Origin of the sequence: Paenibacillus sp. NPDC056579 (assembly GCF_042793215.1) — a bacterium.
Classification (GTDB): domain Bacteria; phylum Bacillota; class Bacilli; order Paenibacillales; family NBRC-103111; genus Paenibacillus_S.
Map to the genome: position 1 here is coordinate 419,204 of NZ_JBHTVD010000006.1, position 15,331 is coordinate 434,534.

The 15,331-nt window shown below is 51.3% G+C and carries 13 protein-coding genes; 1 reads left to right on the forward strand and 12 read right to left on the reverse strand.

All coding sequences use genetic code 11. The features are described from left to right. Positions 1–192: 192 nt before the first annotated feature. The 12 genes from ACFQ88_RS24100 to ACFQ88_RS24155 form a co-directional block, all read right to left on the reverse strand. The gene (locus ACFQ88_RS24100) at positions 193–675 is read right to left on the reverse strand and encodes a DinB family protein (RefSeq protein ID WP_379457534.1); all 483 of its coding nucleotides are present in this window, start codon (positions 673–675) and stop codon (positions 193–195) included. A 3-nt stretch (positions 676–678) separates the two neighbouring features. Beyond that, on the reverse strand, positions 679–1,848 hold the full coding sequence (locus ACFQ88_RS24105; RefSeq protein WP_379457536.1) for a CaiB/BaiF CoA transferase family protein: 1,170 nt from the start codon (positions 1,846–1,848) through the stop codon (positions 679–681). Positions 1,849–1,882: 34 nt separating this feature from the next. Next, positions 1,883–2,470, reverse strand: a complete 588-nt coding sequence (locus tag ACFQ88_RS24110; RefSeq protein WP_379457538.1) for a cysteine dioxygenase family protein — start codon at positions 2,468–2,470, stop codon at positions 1,883–1,885. A gap of 43 nt (positions 2,471–2,513) precedes the next feature. After that, positions 2,514–3,269, reverse strand: coding sequence for a CoA-transferase (locus ACFQ88_RS24115; RefSeq protein WP_379457540.1), 756 nt, complete (start codon positions 3,267–3,269; stop codon positions 2,514–2,516). After that, complete coding sequence (locus tag ACFQ88_RS24120) at positions 3,266–4,057, reverse strand: CoA transferase subunit A (RefSeq protein ID WP_379457982.1); 792 nt, start codon at positions 4,055–4,057, stop codon at positions 3,266–3,268. Before ACFQ88_RS24120 ends, ACFQ88_RS24115 begins: the two co-directional genes overlap by 4 nt. A gap of 68 nt (positions 4,058–4,125) precedes the next feature. Beyond that, positions 4,126–5,265 carry an LLM class flavin-dependent oxidoreductase gene (locus tag ACFQ88_RS24125; RefSeq protein WP_379457542.1) on the reverse strand — a complete coding sequence of 380 codons (1,140 nt, stop codon included), beginning with the start codon at positions 5,263–5,265 and terminating at the stop codon, positions 4,126–4,128. Positions 5,266–5,300: 35 nt separating this feature from the next. Continuing rightward, entirely contained in the window at positions 5,301–6,653 is a 1,353-nt protein-coding gene (locus tag ACFQ88_RS24130; protein ID WP_379457544.1) for an LLM class flavin-dependent oxidoreductase, read from the reverse strand. A gap of 49 nt (positions 6,654–6,702) precedes the next feature. Continuing rightward, a complete protein-coding gene (locus tag ACFQ88_RS24135) occupies positions 6,703–8,748 on the reverse strand; it encodes an ABC transporter ATP-binding protein (protein ID WP_379457546.1) in 2,046 nt (681 codons plus the stop codon). Between the two features lie 21 nt (positions 8,749–8,769). Further along, entirely contained in the window at positions 8,770–9,681 is a 912-nt protein-coding gene (locus ACFQ88_RS24140) for an ABC transporter permease (protein ID WP_379457548.1), read from the reverse strand. A 28-nt stretch (positions 9,682–9,709) separates the two neighbouring features. Continuing rightward, entirely contained in the window at positions 9,710–10,633 is a 924-nt protein-coding gene (locus ACFQ88_RS24145) for an ABC transporter permease (protein ID WP_379457550.1), read from the reverse strand. Between the two features lie 18 nt (positions 10,634–10,651). Further along, positions 10,652–12,301: an ABC transporter substrate-binding protein gene (locus tag ACFQ88_RS24150; RefSeq protein ID WP_379457552.1), complete on the reverse strand. Its 1,650-nt coding sequence runs from the start codon at positions 12,299–12,301 to the stop codon at positions 10,652–10,654. 41 nt (positions 12,302–12,342) lie between these two features. Further along, positions 12,343–13,674, reverse strand: a complete 1,332-nt coding sequence (locus ACFQ88_RS24155; protein WP_379457554.1) for an LLM class flavin-dependent oxidoreductase — start codon at positions 13,672–13,674, stop codon at positions 12,343–12,345. Positions 13,675–13,967: 293 nt separating this feature from the next. Between ACFQ88_RS24155 and ACFQ88_RS24160 the strand changes: the two genes are divergently transcribed. Continuing rightward, positions 13,968–14,852, forward strand: a complete 885-nt coding sequence (locus ACFQ88_RS24160) for a LysR family transcriptional regulator (protein ID WP_379457557.1) — start codon at positions 13,968–13,970, stop codon at positions 14,850–14,852. Positions 14,853–15,331 lie beyond the last annotated feature (479 nt).

The following is a 15,331-nucleotide window of genomic DNA, read 5'->3' on the forward strand; positions in this document are numbered from 1 at the left end:
TGTGAGAATAGCCATGAAGTCCTGCGAATAGGGTTAGGTATTGCCATCCGCTGAGAGAATCGTCCAGCGCACCCGGGATTGCTTATTTTACACATGGTTTCCCTAGTAAAGCCTTGAAAATAGCTTTGTCCAAACGATAAAAAGGTATCAATGTCATCAAGACATTGATACCTTTTTATGATAATGGAAAAATCAGGTTACAGCTATGGCAGGCAAGGCGGCTCGAGTTCGCTCGATTTGTGTGAGATGCGTGTTGACATGCTTGATAAATCCATGGAACAGGTCGGATACGGAAATCTCCTTGTCACTATTGATCCCTTTCTTAAGCCAATCCTGTACCGTCAATCGCTCATAAAATAGTACGTTGTAGGCAAGGATGGCCTCAAAGGCAGTCAGAATGTCATCCAGCGATGTTTGATTCGCTTTGGATGTTGTTACCCACGCATCTTGATCGTACTGCAGAAGCGGAGGCGCGCTCTCCGCAACGATTTTGCGGATTCTTACAGAGTGAACGAGACTGGAATCTACCAGATGGGCGGCGACCTCCTTGATGCTCCACTTGTCCGGGGCAGGCTTCCACTCCAACTGCTCCTCCGTTAATCCGGCCACTCTCTCCTTTATAAGTGCGGACGTATCCCGGTATGTTCGAATTGAAGGCAATGCGGTTTCACTCATCTGTCATACTCCCCATTCCTCGAATAGTTCTTCGTTATGTTCCCCTTTGCGAGGAGGCTTCCGGTATGCTTGAAATTCATATCCCGATAACTTCACAGGAAAACCGACGGTAGTCGTTGTCGTATTATTTGGAAGCGGCAGCTCGTGGAGCAGCCCCGTCTCAGTTACTGCCTTATCTTTCAAAATGTCCTCAAACGTATTAATGGGTGCGCAAGGAACACCCCGCCGGTCGAATTCCTCCAGCCACTCCTTCGCCGTTCTCGTGCTGAAAATAGTTTGGAGCAGCTGAGCCAGCTCCTTTTGATGCCGTGCGCGTAGCGTCTGGTTAATAAACCTAGCGTCTTCCACAAGCTCGGGCCGCTCGACCGCAGCGCACACTTCTCGCCACAGCTTGTCGTTGCCGGCCGCAATGACGAACGGCTTATCGCTGCCGTGATACCCTTGATAAGGCGCATTCCGAGGATGTGCGCTGCCAAGCCGCATCGGCGCTGATTGGTTGCCGAAATACTCGCTCGTCTGCAGTGCGGAAATTCCGAGCACGCTGCCCAGCATGGAGCAATCGATATACGAACCTTGGCAGGTTCGCTGGGCTTGCAAAATAGCCGCAACAATAGTGTAGGCTCCATACAGTCCGGCTGCAAAATCGGCCACCGGCACGCCGCACTTGACCGGTTCCCCCTCTTCTTCTCCCGTGACGCTCATCAGTCCGCTTATGGCCTGAATAGTGACGTCGAAAGCGCCTTTTTGCGAGTAAGCTCCTTCCTGCCCGTACCCGGATATCGAGCAGTACACCAATGCGGAATTCCACTCGCTGAGCGAATTATAGCCTAACCCGAACTTTTGCAGAACACCGGGCCGGTAGTTTTCAACAATGACATCAGCTTTGGCACACAACTTCTTTAAGCGCTCCAGCTGCTCCGGCGACTTGAAGTCGACGGCAATGCTTCGTTTATTCCGGTTCAGAGAGCTGAAATTCGAGCTGAACGATTCCCCTGCCTCATTGGTGAAAAACGGCGGCCACTCTCTCATGCCGTCGCCGATGTCCGGGCGTTCGACCTTGACGACATCTGCGCCTAGGTCGGCTAGCAGAAGGCCGGTAAAAGGTCCGGCTGCGATCTGGCCAAACTCCAGCACTTTGATTCCTGCCAGAGGGCCTTGACCTTGATTCGGCATAGTTCGTATCTCCTCTATCTATGAAGTTAATCTTTTATGAGTAAATAGGCTCCGTGTTGTCATGGCGTGTCACGACGTCACGGAAATGACCTGTTGCAATATCATGAATGTGCCGTTCCTGCTTGCCGATATCCGTACCGTAAATGTGAACGGTTATTGCTATTTCGTCGAACGGATTCGCAACTCCGTGAATATCGTAATCCGGCGGGTAGACAAAGGAAATATCTCCGGCACGAGCCGTTACTTCCGCTACTTCGCGAATCAAGTAGCGGGGGTTAGCTGCTTCGCCATGATCCTCCCGGCGATAGCGTTTCTCTATGATGGCCCCCCGATACAATCCCACCAGGCCCCATACGAGATGATCGTGTACCGGAGCGACCTGACCCGGACCCCAAATAAACGCGATTACGGAAAAGGCTTCGGTATCCGGCTTATACAGCAAATATTGCGCATACTTGTTAGGCAGCGGTGCCTGATGTGACTCGGGAATCAGATCGTCATTCTTCAGGAGCTTTTGCAGCAGAGGCTTGACGGCTTCAATGATCGTACGATGATCCGAGTTTTTGTTCAGAATGGAATCGATATCGGCTTCCAATTGTTTGAAAGAATACAGTTGTGTCATCGGTACACCCGCTTTCTTCAGCTGAATGATAACATCATCAAGCTTAATTGAATGGAGATTTAATAGTAAGAGATGATTGTAACAACTGCTTGGCAAACTCCGGATAAATCCACATCAGCTTCCGGCAGACGACGGTTCGGAGCAGGATCAGCTCCTCGTCACGGGGCGGGTCTATGGAAGCAATGGAGTCCGGGTCTTCCATCGCGCCGAGATCGAACCCCGTTTGGGATTGTATTTCCGAAGGCGTCACTCCCGGCGCGGTTGCGGATAGCCGCAGACGCCCGTCTTGTCCGGTCGGCTTCAGAATGCCAAGAGGAGTAAACACTCCTTCAAGCCGGCTGGCTCGTTTTACTGAACCTTCGGAGGCGGACACCGACGTTACGAAGTCCAGCTTTTCGGGAAAGCCTTTGGCGATATGGTCCGTTTTGAACAGGAAGATCCGTTTGCACATAAAATAGACGACGGCCGAACCCGCACCTCCCGGAAGTCTTACCTTCGGGGATTGATAATCTCCGATAACATGAAGATTAATATTGCCGAAGCTATCGATTTGAGCTCCGCTTAAGAAAAATACATCGACGCCGCCTCTTTGCATCCAATCGAAAAACTCTTTCATTCCCTCGAACGGCCAATCCGGCTGACCTACGATATACGTTTCGGCTTGCCTTGCGTGCATAGCTTTGGCAAGCAGCGCTGCCGCTGCTGGAACCGGCGAATTATTGCCGACAGCAATGACTTCGTGATCGCGAAGCTGTCTTGCCAGCGTGCATATAAGCAATTCATCCCGGGTATAGTTCATAATACGTTCTCCTGTAAATAGAGATTGAATTGCTCCTCCGACCGGGACGCGTCCAAGTACATCTGAATATGCCCGCCATCGACAGAATAATAACCCGGACATGCGGTTGGACGTGCTCCTGAAGGCTGATGAACGATGGCCGTAATGTAGACGGATGGAATCAAAGATCCTTTCTCCATTCGCAATTCATCCGGCGAGACTATCTCCTCCACGGATACAATCGTATGCCGGGAGGCTTGCGCCAGCAGCCGGTTGTTATGCGCCGGGTGAGCCAGGACGTTGCCCGACGTATCCGCTTTATAAGCGTGAAACAAAGCGACGTCCGGACGGATCGCAGGCACGATAGCGAGTTGCTCCTTCTCATCATACGGATTGGTGATCTGAAGAAAATCGCTTCTGATCCTCATGTAATCCGTTCCGATCAGCCCCCTGACGGGAATAAACGGAATTCCCATCGCCCCCGCCTGAAGCGCCGCAGCCAAGGTTGGGCAAGCGTGCTCCCATCCTTCGATGGAGCCCTGCTCGAAGCGCCTGCGAAAATGAGGAGCAAATCCGTATTCTCCCATCGAAATTTGCGAGAATTCTACAGAGCGAACAGCTCCCGAACCAATCAGCAGATCCGCGTTGACGGCAGCAGCTCCAGCACATAGTAAGGCCAGGTCATGCTTGGCGGACCTTATAACCTCCCGGATTAATGCCATCGGCGACATATCCATATTCCCGCTGATCGCGAGCGTCGCCCCATCCTCGATCCAATGTATCGCCTCGGGAAGGCTAACGAACTGCACTGCCAATTGCGTCTCACTTCCTTAGGCTCTTTCCTTTTGAGCCATTATTTTTACTAGCGGCCTATTCCCTATGCGCTCTGCGAGTCAGCAAGCCTTAATCTTGCTTGTTCCTTTTCACGAACCCGTGGAATCACGTCCCGGCCGATTGCCGTAATCGTCTCCAGAAACGGCAATCCACGAAGCAGCACTTTTTTAAAACCGAGATCACCGTACTCCAATATGGTATCGGCCACTTGATCCGGAGTGCCTACCAATGCTATGGAGTTGCCACCCAATACTTGAGTCAACCCTGCCCAGACATGCCGGCCGATACGAAAATCATTGGTACGGGAATCGTTCATCAGCTTCTGCAGTCTCCGGTCCCCTTCGGACTCGTCTTTCGTCGTGACCGCAACTTCCTTCCTGGCAACGGCTGCCTGATCGACATGACGGACAATCTCGCGTGCTCGCTGCCACGCTTGCTCTTCCGTATCGCCCAGAATAACCTGAAAGGAAATGCTGTAATCGAGAACACGGTTGTGCTCGGCCGCCAAAGATTTGACCTCTTCGATTCGCTCTCGAGTCAAATCTAGAGATTCCGCCCACAGCATATAAACGTCCGCTTCCCGGATGGCAGCCCGCTTTCCTGCTTCGGAGGCGCCTCCGAAATAAATGAGCGGTCTGGGCTTTTGAACGGATTTATAAAATAATGAGGCATTGTGCAGCTTGTAGAAGTCTCCTTCGTGATGGAAGTGATCTTCGGTAAAGAGCCGCTTCAGAACATGGATAAATTCCGCAGTCCGGTCATAGCGCCGGTCATGGGGGACGAAATCCCCGTCAGCCGCCAACTCCTCCGCCGATTTGCCGGTCACGACATTGATTAGCGCCCGTCCCCCGGATAAATAATCCAGCGTGCCGATTTGGCGGGCGAAGGTTGCCGGAGCGGTAAAGCCCGGTCTCGCGGCGAACAGGAATTTGATCTTCTCCGTGTGGGAAATAAGCGCCGAGGCTGTAACAAGAGAATCGAGGCAAACATTGCCCGTCGGCAGCAGCGTTGCATCGAAGCCTCCCCGCTCAGCCGCCTGTACAATCTCAATCAGATTGGCGAGAGATGGCTCCCTGTCCGAGCTGTTCCTCCACGGATCGATTCGTGTCGGGTCAGAGACCACTTTCCCGATATTGGCGCGGTCCCCGCTTGTCGGAAGCATCGTAATGAAATCGATAGCCATGCTTTCATTCCTCCTATGATTAAATTGTGGAATGCTTATATACGCTGTGTAGCCGCTTCAGAATATTTGTTCCCGGGCTGCTTAAGCCCGAAATGGTCCCGAAGCGTCGTACCTGAATAGTCGGATCGGAACAGTCCCCGGTTCTGCAGCTCAGGGACAACCCGCTCCAAAATATCGTCCAGCCCTTCCGGCATATAGGGAGCCATCAGGTTAAAACCGTCGCATGCGCCTTCCTTGAACCATTCCTCCAATCGGTCCGCAATGGATTGCGGCGTTCCGGTGACGACATGGTGGGATCGGCTGGTAATATACCAGCGGGCTACCTCCGCGAGTGTCAATCCTTCTTCCTTCGCCTTGCGGAATACGAATTGGAATCGTCCACGACTGCCTCTGATTTCCTGTTCGATATCCGGGAACGGACCGTCCAGCGGATGTTTGGATAAGTCGTAATTCATGCTACCCGACATAAAGGCGAGACCGGTATTCGTATGAATCAGCGACTCCAAATATCGCTCCTTCTCCCGCGCTTCCTGTTCCGTATCTCCGACGATAAGCATGGTTCCAGGCAAAATTTTCACATCGTCACGGGATCGCCCATGCGCTTCTACACGAGATTTGAAATCGGCATAGAAATTTTGCGCAGATTCTTTGTTGGGCTGAGCGGTAAAAATCAATTCCGCATAACGTGCGGCCAATTCCCTGAAAGTCCCCGACGATCCCGCTTGAATTAGCACGGGATGCCCCTGGGGTGACCGGTTTACATTCAACGGCCCGCGAACATTGAACCATGGGCTCTCGTGATGGATGTAGTGAACTTTATATTTATCCGCGAAAACGCCGCGCTCCTTATCCAGCAAAAGCGCATCTTCCTCCCAGCTGTCCCAGAGAGACTTGACCACCTGGATAAAATCCTCCGCCCTCTCGTATCGGGTCGAATGATCAAGATGCTGCGGCTTCCCGAAGTTCCTGGCCTCTGCGTCGCTGGTCGAGGTCACCGCATTCCAGGCGACCCGCCCCTTGCTCAAATGATCCATCGTAGCGAACATTCGGGCTATGTGAAACGGCTCATGATAGGTGGTCGAAGCCGTTGCCGCAAGGCCGATCCGCTCGGTTGCTGCGCTTAATGCCGAGATCAGCGTCATCGGCTCTGCCGACAGGGAAGGGCGGTGCGTGACCGTCATATCGAAGCTGCCGCCGTAATTGTCGTCGATGGCGAGCTTATCCGCTATAAAGAGCATATCCAATTTGGCCCGCTCCGCCTTTTGCGCGATTTCTTTAAAAAGCCCGAAATCCATCGGGTTCTTGATGTCCGCATAGGGATGACGCCATCCGCCTGCGTGATGTCCATTGGCTGCAACGAACAGCCCCAAATGCATCGTTGAACTCATGCAATAATCTCCATTTCTTTCTGATTTTTATAGTTAGTGCTCCATTTTATTACGCCGGATAATGGCATGCCGCCCAGTGTCCCGATCCTACGGCTTGCAGCTCCGGTTCTCTTTCTTTGCAACGCGCCGTCGCCGCAGGGCAACGGGTATGAAACCGGCAGCCAGACGGCGGCTTGGCCGGGGAAGGCATTTCCCCTTCAATCGGCAAGTAAGTGCGCTTACGGTTCGGATTGGCTATCGGAATTGCCGATAACAACGCTTTTGTATAGTGGTGAGCTGGATGTTGAAATAATGAATCCGTAGGCGCTATCTCCACCAGCTTGCCGAGATACATGACGCCGATGCGATCGGAAATATGCCTTACGACGTTGAGTCCATGCGCTATGAACAAGTACGTCAATTGCAATTGCTGCTGCAGATCCTGCATTAAATTGATGACCTGGGATTGAACCGATACATCCAATGCCGATACCGCTTCATCCGCCAATATAAACTTGGGATTCAGCGCGATGGCGCGGGCAATCCCGATTCGCTGTCTCTGCCCTCCGGAAAATTCATGCGGATATCGGTCGTACCAGGAAGGATTTAAGCCGACCAACTGCATAATAGATTCGACCTTCTCCCTCTTTATCGTACCTCTTAAGGATTCATGCACCCAAAACGGTTCCCCGATGATGTCTCCGACCTTCCACCGGTGATTTACGGAACCGTATGGATCTTGGAAGACCACCTGCATATCCCGACGTGTTTCCTTCCACGTTCCCGCTTCCCCCTGAAGCAAATCTTTGCCCTCGAACCGCACGCTGCCCTCCGTTGCCTTTTCAAGCTGAAGCAGCACACGTCCGAGCGTTGATTTACCGCATCCGGATTCGCCTACCAGCCCGAATGTCTCGCCTTTATTAATATGGAACGAAACGTCGTCGACGGCTCGGATGTGCCGCTGCGTCCGCTGAAACAAGCCATCGCGGATTGGGAAATACTTTTTCAACCGCTTGATTTCAAGCAGTGGTAAAGTTTCGTTTCCGCCATGAAGCTTCTCCTGCCCGTCCGGGCCAGATGTATCCCGTTCAGCCAGTGGAACGTTCTTCTCCGGCTCGCCCCAATACACCTCTGCGGCCAGGTTATCCAGCCGCTCCGCATGCCAGCAAGCGACCTCGCGGCCGTTCACTTGGAGCAGCGGAGGCTCCTCCGCCAAGCAGCGGTCGGTTGCGTAAGGGCAGCGCGGATGGAAACGGCAGCCGGCGGGCAGCGCAGTCAGGGAAGGTATCGAACCGCGAATCGTATACAACCTGCTCCCCCTGACCGTATCCATCGTTATAATTGATTGGAGCAAGCCTTGTGTATACGGATGGGAGGGCTGCTCGAACAGTTGATGCACGGTTGCCTGTTCGACTACTTTCCCTGCATACATGACGACGACCCGATCCGCCATTTCGGCTGCAATGCCCAAATCGTGAGTAATAAGCAGAATCGACATGTTAAATTCATTCTTCAATTCTTGCAGCAAGTTTAGAATCTGAGCCTGAATCGTTACATCCAGAGCGGTTGTCGGTTCATCTGCAATAAGCAGCTCCGGACCGCAGGCAAGGGCCATGGCGATCATCGCTCTCTGGCGCATACCGCCGGATAGCTCGTACGGGTACTGCTTCATGCGGATTTCTGGTTCCGGAATTCCTACCCGCCGCAGCAAGGATACCGCCTTCTCCCAAGCCTGGGCTTTCGAAAGCCGTTCATGCCGTAGGATGACCTCTGTAATTTGGTAACCGATGGAAAATACGGGATCCAACGCCGACATCGGCTCTTGAAAGATCATGGCGATCTTTTTGCCTCTCAGCTCGCTAATTTCTTTTTGCGATAATCCGACAAGGCTTTGCCCGTCCAGCAAAATATCACCTTTCGTAACCCGGCCGTTATCGTAATCGATCAAGCGCATAATCGAGAGCGAAGTGATCGTCTTGCCGCTTCCTGATTCGCCAACAAGACATACGATCTCACCACTGTCTATCGTTATGCATACTTCATTCACGGCATTTAAGGAGCCATCGGGCGTTTGGAAATCAACCGATAGCTTCTGTATGTCGAGCAATGGCTTCATGATGTCGCCTCCTGACAGCTCTTAAGCTCTGTTCTTTTTAGGATCCATCCAATCGCGGATTTCATCGCCCAGCAGGTTGACTACAACAACAAGAAGCGTAATGGCCAAGCCCGGGAACGTGGCGACCCACCATGCGACCGTCAAATAGCTGCGCCCTTGCGACAGCAGGTAACCCCAATCCGGGATTTCTTGTATAACGCCGAGACCTAGAAAGCTGAGCCCTGTGCCTACAAGGATAGAGCTCCCTACGCCTATCGTCATCATAACAAGCAGCGGCGACAAGCAGTTCGGCAAGATGTGCCGGACCATAATTTCCAAATGCGAAGTGCCTACCGCACGGGCGGCGTCAATAAAAGGCCGGCTGCGTATGGAGATGACCGTACTACGGATTACTCTGGCCTTTCCCGGAATGGTTGCTACGCTGATAGCCAAAATCACGTTGAAGAAGCTAGGCCCGAGAGCTACCGAAATGGCGATGGCGAGTAAAATTCCCGGAATCGTCATTAAAATATCGTTAAATCTCATGAACACGGAATCGATGATTCCGCCCCAATACCCTGCAATTAATCCGATAAGCGTACCGATTACGCCTCCAATGACAACCGATACGATACCCATCAGCAGGGACTGCCTGCTTCCGAAAATAATCAATGACCATACGTCTCTGCCGAATTGATCGGTACCTAACCAATGGGAGATGCTTGGCGGTTGAAGCAGCTTATCCGTATTCATGTCCGTTGGAGAATAAGGAGCAATCCACTGAGGGACAATGGCGGACAGGACTAAAAAGGCCAGTATGACAAAGGAGCATATCACTAACAGCTTTGAAATAGAAAACGTTCTGAAAGGTACTCGCTTCTTGTAAGACGTTACCCGCTCCTCCGGAACAATGGCTTCCGATGATAAATCTGCAGATACCGGGTTCACCTGCATGGCTTCTCCTCCTTCCTTGGCTGATAGATTATCTGGCTTTGCGGACGCGAGGATCCACATAGGAATATGAAATATCGACCAACAAATTGACCGCTATCGTAAACAAGCCCGTGATCAAAATAGCGGCTTGAATAACGGGAATATCCTTCTGGTTAATCGCGTCTACGACGAGCTTCCCTAAGCCCTGTCTGGAAAAAACCGTTTCGGTAACGACGGCTCCCGCCAGCATATCGCCGACAAGCACGCCGAGTACGGATATGGCAGGCAGCAGCGCATTGCGAAGAACATGCTGATACAAGACGACGCGCTCCGTTAACCCCTTGGCTCTCAAAGTGGTCACGAATTGCTCGTTTACGACTTCCAGAACGCTATTGCGCACCATTCGCGTCAGCATTCCGGCTCCAGTCACGCCTAAGGCGAATGACGGCAGGATCAACTGCTTGAAGCTGCCGTTTCCTATGGCCGGGAGGAGCTGGAATTTGACGGCGAACACGAGGATCAGCAAAATGCCGAGCCAAAACTTTGGCATCGATACACCGAGCAGGCTGATGATGCGAACCACGTAATCCAGTACCCGGTTTTGATAGACGGCCGACAATATACCTAATGTAATTCCGATGACTACCGCGAACAGCGTGCTGACGGCGGCGAGCGACAACGTTGCAGGCAGCTGCGCAATCAAGCGGTCCATCACAGGCTGACTGTTGGCAAAAGAATGTCCAAAATCTCCCCGGATGCTGTTCCAGAGGTAGGTTCCATACTGCTGCCATAAAGGCTGGTTCAAGCCGAACTGTTCTCTCAGGTAATCTACCCGCTCCGGTGCCGCATCATCTCCTGCAATCATATGAGCCGGATCTCCGGGTAGCCAATGGATGATCAAGAAAACAAGAGTCAGCGATCCGATTATAACCGGGATGGAAACGATCAGCCTGTTTATGATGTACTTCCCCATACTGAGCCTCTCCTTGCTTTATTTTTTAATCCAAGCATCATAGAATACCGGCCAAGCAGGGTAATCGAAGGTGATACCGTTCACCACTTTAACGGATGCTACCGAATACTGGAACACGTAAGTCGGGATAGAGTAGACGTTTTTGATGATATACTCCTGTACTTTTTTATATATTTCTTTCCTTTTAGCAGTATCGTTTTCCAAATATCCCTCTTCCAGCCATTGATCCAGCTCCGGACTGTTCGCACGGGCTAAATTGTTCGTCTTGGAAGGACCTTTGGTTGAAAACAGCTGGCGCAGCACGTCGGGATCTCCGGAAAACTGGCTTGCCGCCACAAGATCATAATCGCCCTTCGTACGGCGTTCCGAGTAAGTTCCTGCCGGCAAAGAGACTACCTTCAGCTCGATTCCCGCCTGCTTCAGCTGCTGCTGCAGTACCGCCATCAAGTCCAACCGTTTCTCGCGATTGCCTTGAGTGTCGATGAATTCGATCGTCAGCTTCTTGCCGTCTTTGACCCGGATTCCATCCGTGCCTTTCACCCATCCCAGCTCATCCAGCGAATCGTTCGCTTTTTTCGCATCGGCTTTCCACGTATTTTCTACTGTAGGAGTATAACCGAACATGGACGGAGATAACGGCGACCACGCTTGCTTCGAGGTTCCCAGGTAGATCGTTTTTACGGCGGAGTCCAGATTCATGGCGGAACGGACCGCTTCACGGACCTTCAAATCGTTCCAAGGCTCCTTCTGCGGATTCAAATACATCGAGAAGTTAACCTGCAGCAGCTCCGTTTCTTGAATGCGGAATTGATTGTCCGCTTTAAGCGCCACCAGGTTTTGCGGTGGAATAATATCTGCCACATGCACCTGCTTTCCTTGCAGCACGCTTACCCTAGTCGCTTCCTCCGGCACGTATTTCACCGTCAGCTTATCCAGATAGGCAGGCCCTTGATGCTTGGCTGTCGGAGGAGCCCATTGGTAGTCGGGATTTTTCTCGAACTGCACCTCGGTCCCCGCAACCAGCTTGGATAGCTTAAAGGGTCCCGTACCTACAGGATTCTGGGGATATTTATCGCCATATTTCTTCACGGCGGCCGGAGATACGAAGCCTAGATCCACCTTTGCGGCATTGCTTAGGAACGGAGCGAACGGCTCCTTGAAATTGATTTTGGCCGTAAACTCATCCAAGACATCCGTAGATACGTAGCTTCCGATTTCATTCAGAGAGCTTGATGCTTTTGTCGCGGGATCCTTAATCCGGTCAAAATTAAATTTCACCGCTTCCGCATTGAACGGGGTTCCGTCGTGAAACTTCACGTCCTTGCGCAAATGGAACGTATAGCTTCTCTTGTCCTCGGAAATTTCCCAAGACGTTGCAAGCCACGGTTTTATGCTGTGATCCGGCAGTTCGACGACCAGGCTGTCGTACAAGGAGCGCATCACTCGACCGTTCTGCGCATTGCCTGCTTTGTGCGCATCCAGATTATCGTCCACGACGACGCCGCCTAAGGCAAAGATCAGCTCTCCGCCGGGTGTGGCAGGACCTGCATCCTGAGCTCCTGAATTAACGGCGGCGTTGGTATTGCTTCCGCTGCCATCCCCGCAACCTGCTGCAAATAGCATGATCGATAAGAGCACGCCAGCCGATTGAAACCAAGTTTTTTTCATTGTCCATCTCCATCTGTCCGTAGTCATTGCGACGTTAGTTGCTAACCTTGAACCACTTTTTTCTTCGTATATCGATTGACCGGGAACTCCAGGCCCAGATGTCCACGCAGCGTATCATGCTCATAGTCCTCTCGGAAGAGGCCCCTCGCCTGTAAGATCGGAACAACCAGCTCGACGAAATCCTGCAAGCCGTTCGGAATCCCCACTCCGATAATAAATCCGTCAGCAGCTCCTTGCTCGAACCACTGCTGAATCGTATCCGCTACTTGGGTCGGTGTTCCTACAAAATGGCTTTTCGGCGTGGCAAAACGCAGCGCAACTTCTCTTAGCGTCAAGTTTTGCTCTTTTGCCAACCGTTTGATTTTTTCCGATGAGCCTTGTTGGCTATTGGCACCGAGGTCTCCCAGATCAGGAAACGGTTCATCCAGCGGGTAGGTGCTGAAATTAAAGTCATTGAACGGACGGCCTAATGCAATTAACGCTTTTTCGATCGAGACCAGATTGGCAACTTCCCGGTATTTGCGTTCCGCTTCTTCCTCCGTTAGCCCAATGATCGGCCGGATGCCGGGCAGTATCGAAATCTGGTCCGCCGGCCGGCCGAAGGCAGCAGCCCTTCGCTTTAAGTCCTGATAGTAGCTGCGAGCTTCTTCTATCGATTCGTGGCCGACGAAGATCGCATCGGCATTTCTTGCCGCAAAATTCCGCCCGTCCTCGGAGGTTCCCGCCTGAAACAGTACCGGTTGCCCTTGCTTCGACCGGGCTATATTGAGAGGGCCCTGCACCGAGAAAAACTCTCCCTTATGATTCAACGTGTGGAGCTTGCTTGGATCGAAAAATACCCCCGATGGTTTGTCGCGAACAAACGCATCGTCCTCCCAGGAATCCCACAAGCCTCTTACTACGTCGACATGCTCTTGCGCAATCCGGTACCGCTTATCATGTGAAGGATGCTCCGCCTTGCTGTAGTTATTGGCACTCCCGGACAACCATGAAGTCACGATATTCCAGCCTGCCCTGCCACGGCTAATATGGTCTAGAGAGGCAAACTGCCGTGCAACGGTGAACGGTTCGCTGTAGCTTACGGTCAGCGTCCCTACAAGACCGATGCGGGAGGTGACGGCCGCAAGTGCGGATAAAATGGTGAGCGGTTCGAAACGGTTCACATAATGCGGACTTGAATTTTCGGTAATATGTACGCTGTCGGCAATAAAAGCAAAATCGAATTTTCCGGCTTCCGCCGATTGCGCCTCTCTTTTATAAAAATCGAAATTGACGCTGGCATCGGTTATTGCTTCCGGATGCCTCCAGTCCTCCCAGCCTCCACCTACTCCATGAATCATCGCTCCAAGCTTCAGCCTCTTCTGATTCGACATAGTCGACGCCTCCTCCATTATTTTTAACTATTCCGATGTAATTACTGTGTTATATGAAAATCATAGCTTACCCCCTTGTTTTTGTAAAATGCAAATAACTGAAGAATGAATTCACATTTTTTGAATTGTACTTGCTATCGCAATCCTTTATGCTGGAATTATACCTAGTTTGCTGGTTGGAATAATATGCTTTCATGTTATTATTATATATAGCTAAAATTTCCGGCGTTGTACAATGGAAATATCGAAACTAACGATTCACTTTTAATGAATCTGTGAGGAGGGCATCCGTCATGGATATTCGTACGATCAAAACATTTCAGACCATTATTAGGCTGGGCAGCTTTCAACGGGCTGCGGAGGAGCTTCAGTACGGACAGTCTACCGTCACTATGCATATACAGAAGCTGGAAGGCGATTTAGGGGTAAAGCTGCTGGAACGGGGAAAGAAACTGAAGCTGACGGAGGCCGGCCGGTTGTTTCACCAAAATGCCGATATTCTGCTCAAGGATTACGACTACCTTCACTCGACGATGACGGAGCTCATTCAGGGAGAGGCGGGAAGTGTGAGGTTGGGTGTTATGGAGCCTACGGCCAGCTATCGGCTACCGCAAATTTTGGCCCCTTTTCTGCAGCAGTATCCGAAAGTTCAGGTGTCCATCCAAATCGGCAATACGATGATCTTGACGCAAATGCTGAACGAAGGGCTCATTGATTTGGCCATATGCTCGACTCCGGAGACCGGACTCGGGCATACGTTCGAACCGCTGTTTAATGAAAGATTGGCTCTGCTCGTTCCTGATTCGCATGCTCTTGCATCCAAGGATACGGTTTTATTAAGGGACCTGCAAAACGAAAATATATTGATTACGACCTCCGTCTGCCCGTACCGTAAAAAGCTGGAGACCTCGCTTCTCGAAAAAGGCGGCAGCCCGTATACCGGAATGGAGATCGGAAATATGGCAGCTTTAAAATATTACGTGCAGGCGAATTTCGGTATCGCCGTTGTTCCCGTTATAACCGCGAGCCCCAGCCCTGAAGGCACGGTACTGAAAAACATACAGGATCTTGACTCGGGACTCGTTACCGGGATGCTGCGTAAGCAGGACGGAACGACCTTCAGCTCGGCTGCCGAGAAGCTTATCGCTATATTACGCAAGGAGCTCCAGTTGATGTAAGTTACACAAAAAAGCTGTCACGGATTATCTGACCGGAAAAGCTTATACTATAGTAACTTCAACAGTATCTGGCGTAATCCAATGCAGTGCTATGTGGCAGCTTCTCTGAGCTCCATAGCCATGATTTGTATCGCCCTCATCGATGGCTTCCAGTGCCATCCTAACTTCCAGTATCAGCTTTTTCGAAAATTCGTTTCATAATCAACGATTGTTCCCATCAGTCGAAATGCTCCATCCATGAATATGACCGTATATGTTCGTAACCATATAATGTGATGTTCTATTTCGCGCACAAACGGAAAAACATCCACGGGAGTTGCTTGATCTAACCAGTATGCCATCCCCAGCTCCCACTATCGTGCATAGTGTTTTACCATGGGATAATCGGCCTCTTGAATCTGCTGTGCTTTTGATATTCTTCCATTAATCGAAGAAGTTCATTGGAGTAGTTTATCGAAATAGGGCTCAGCATGAAGGAA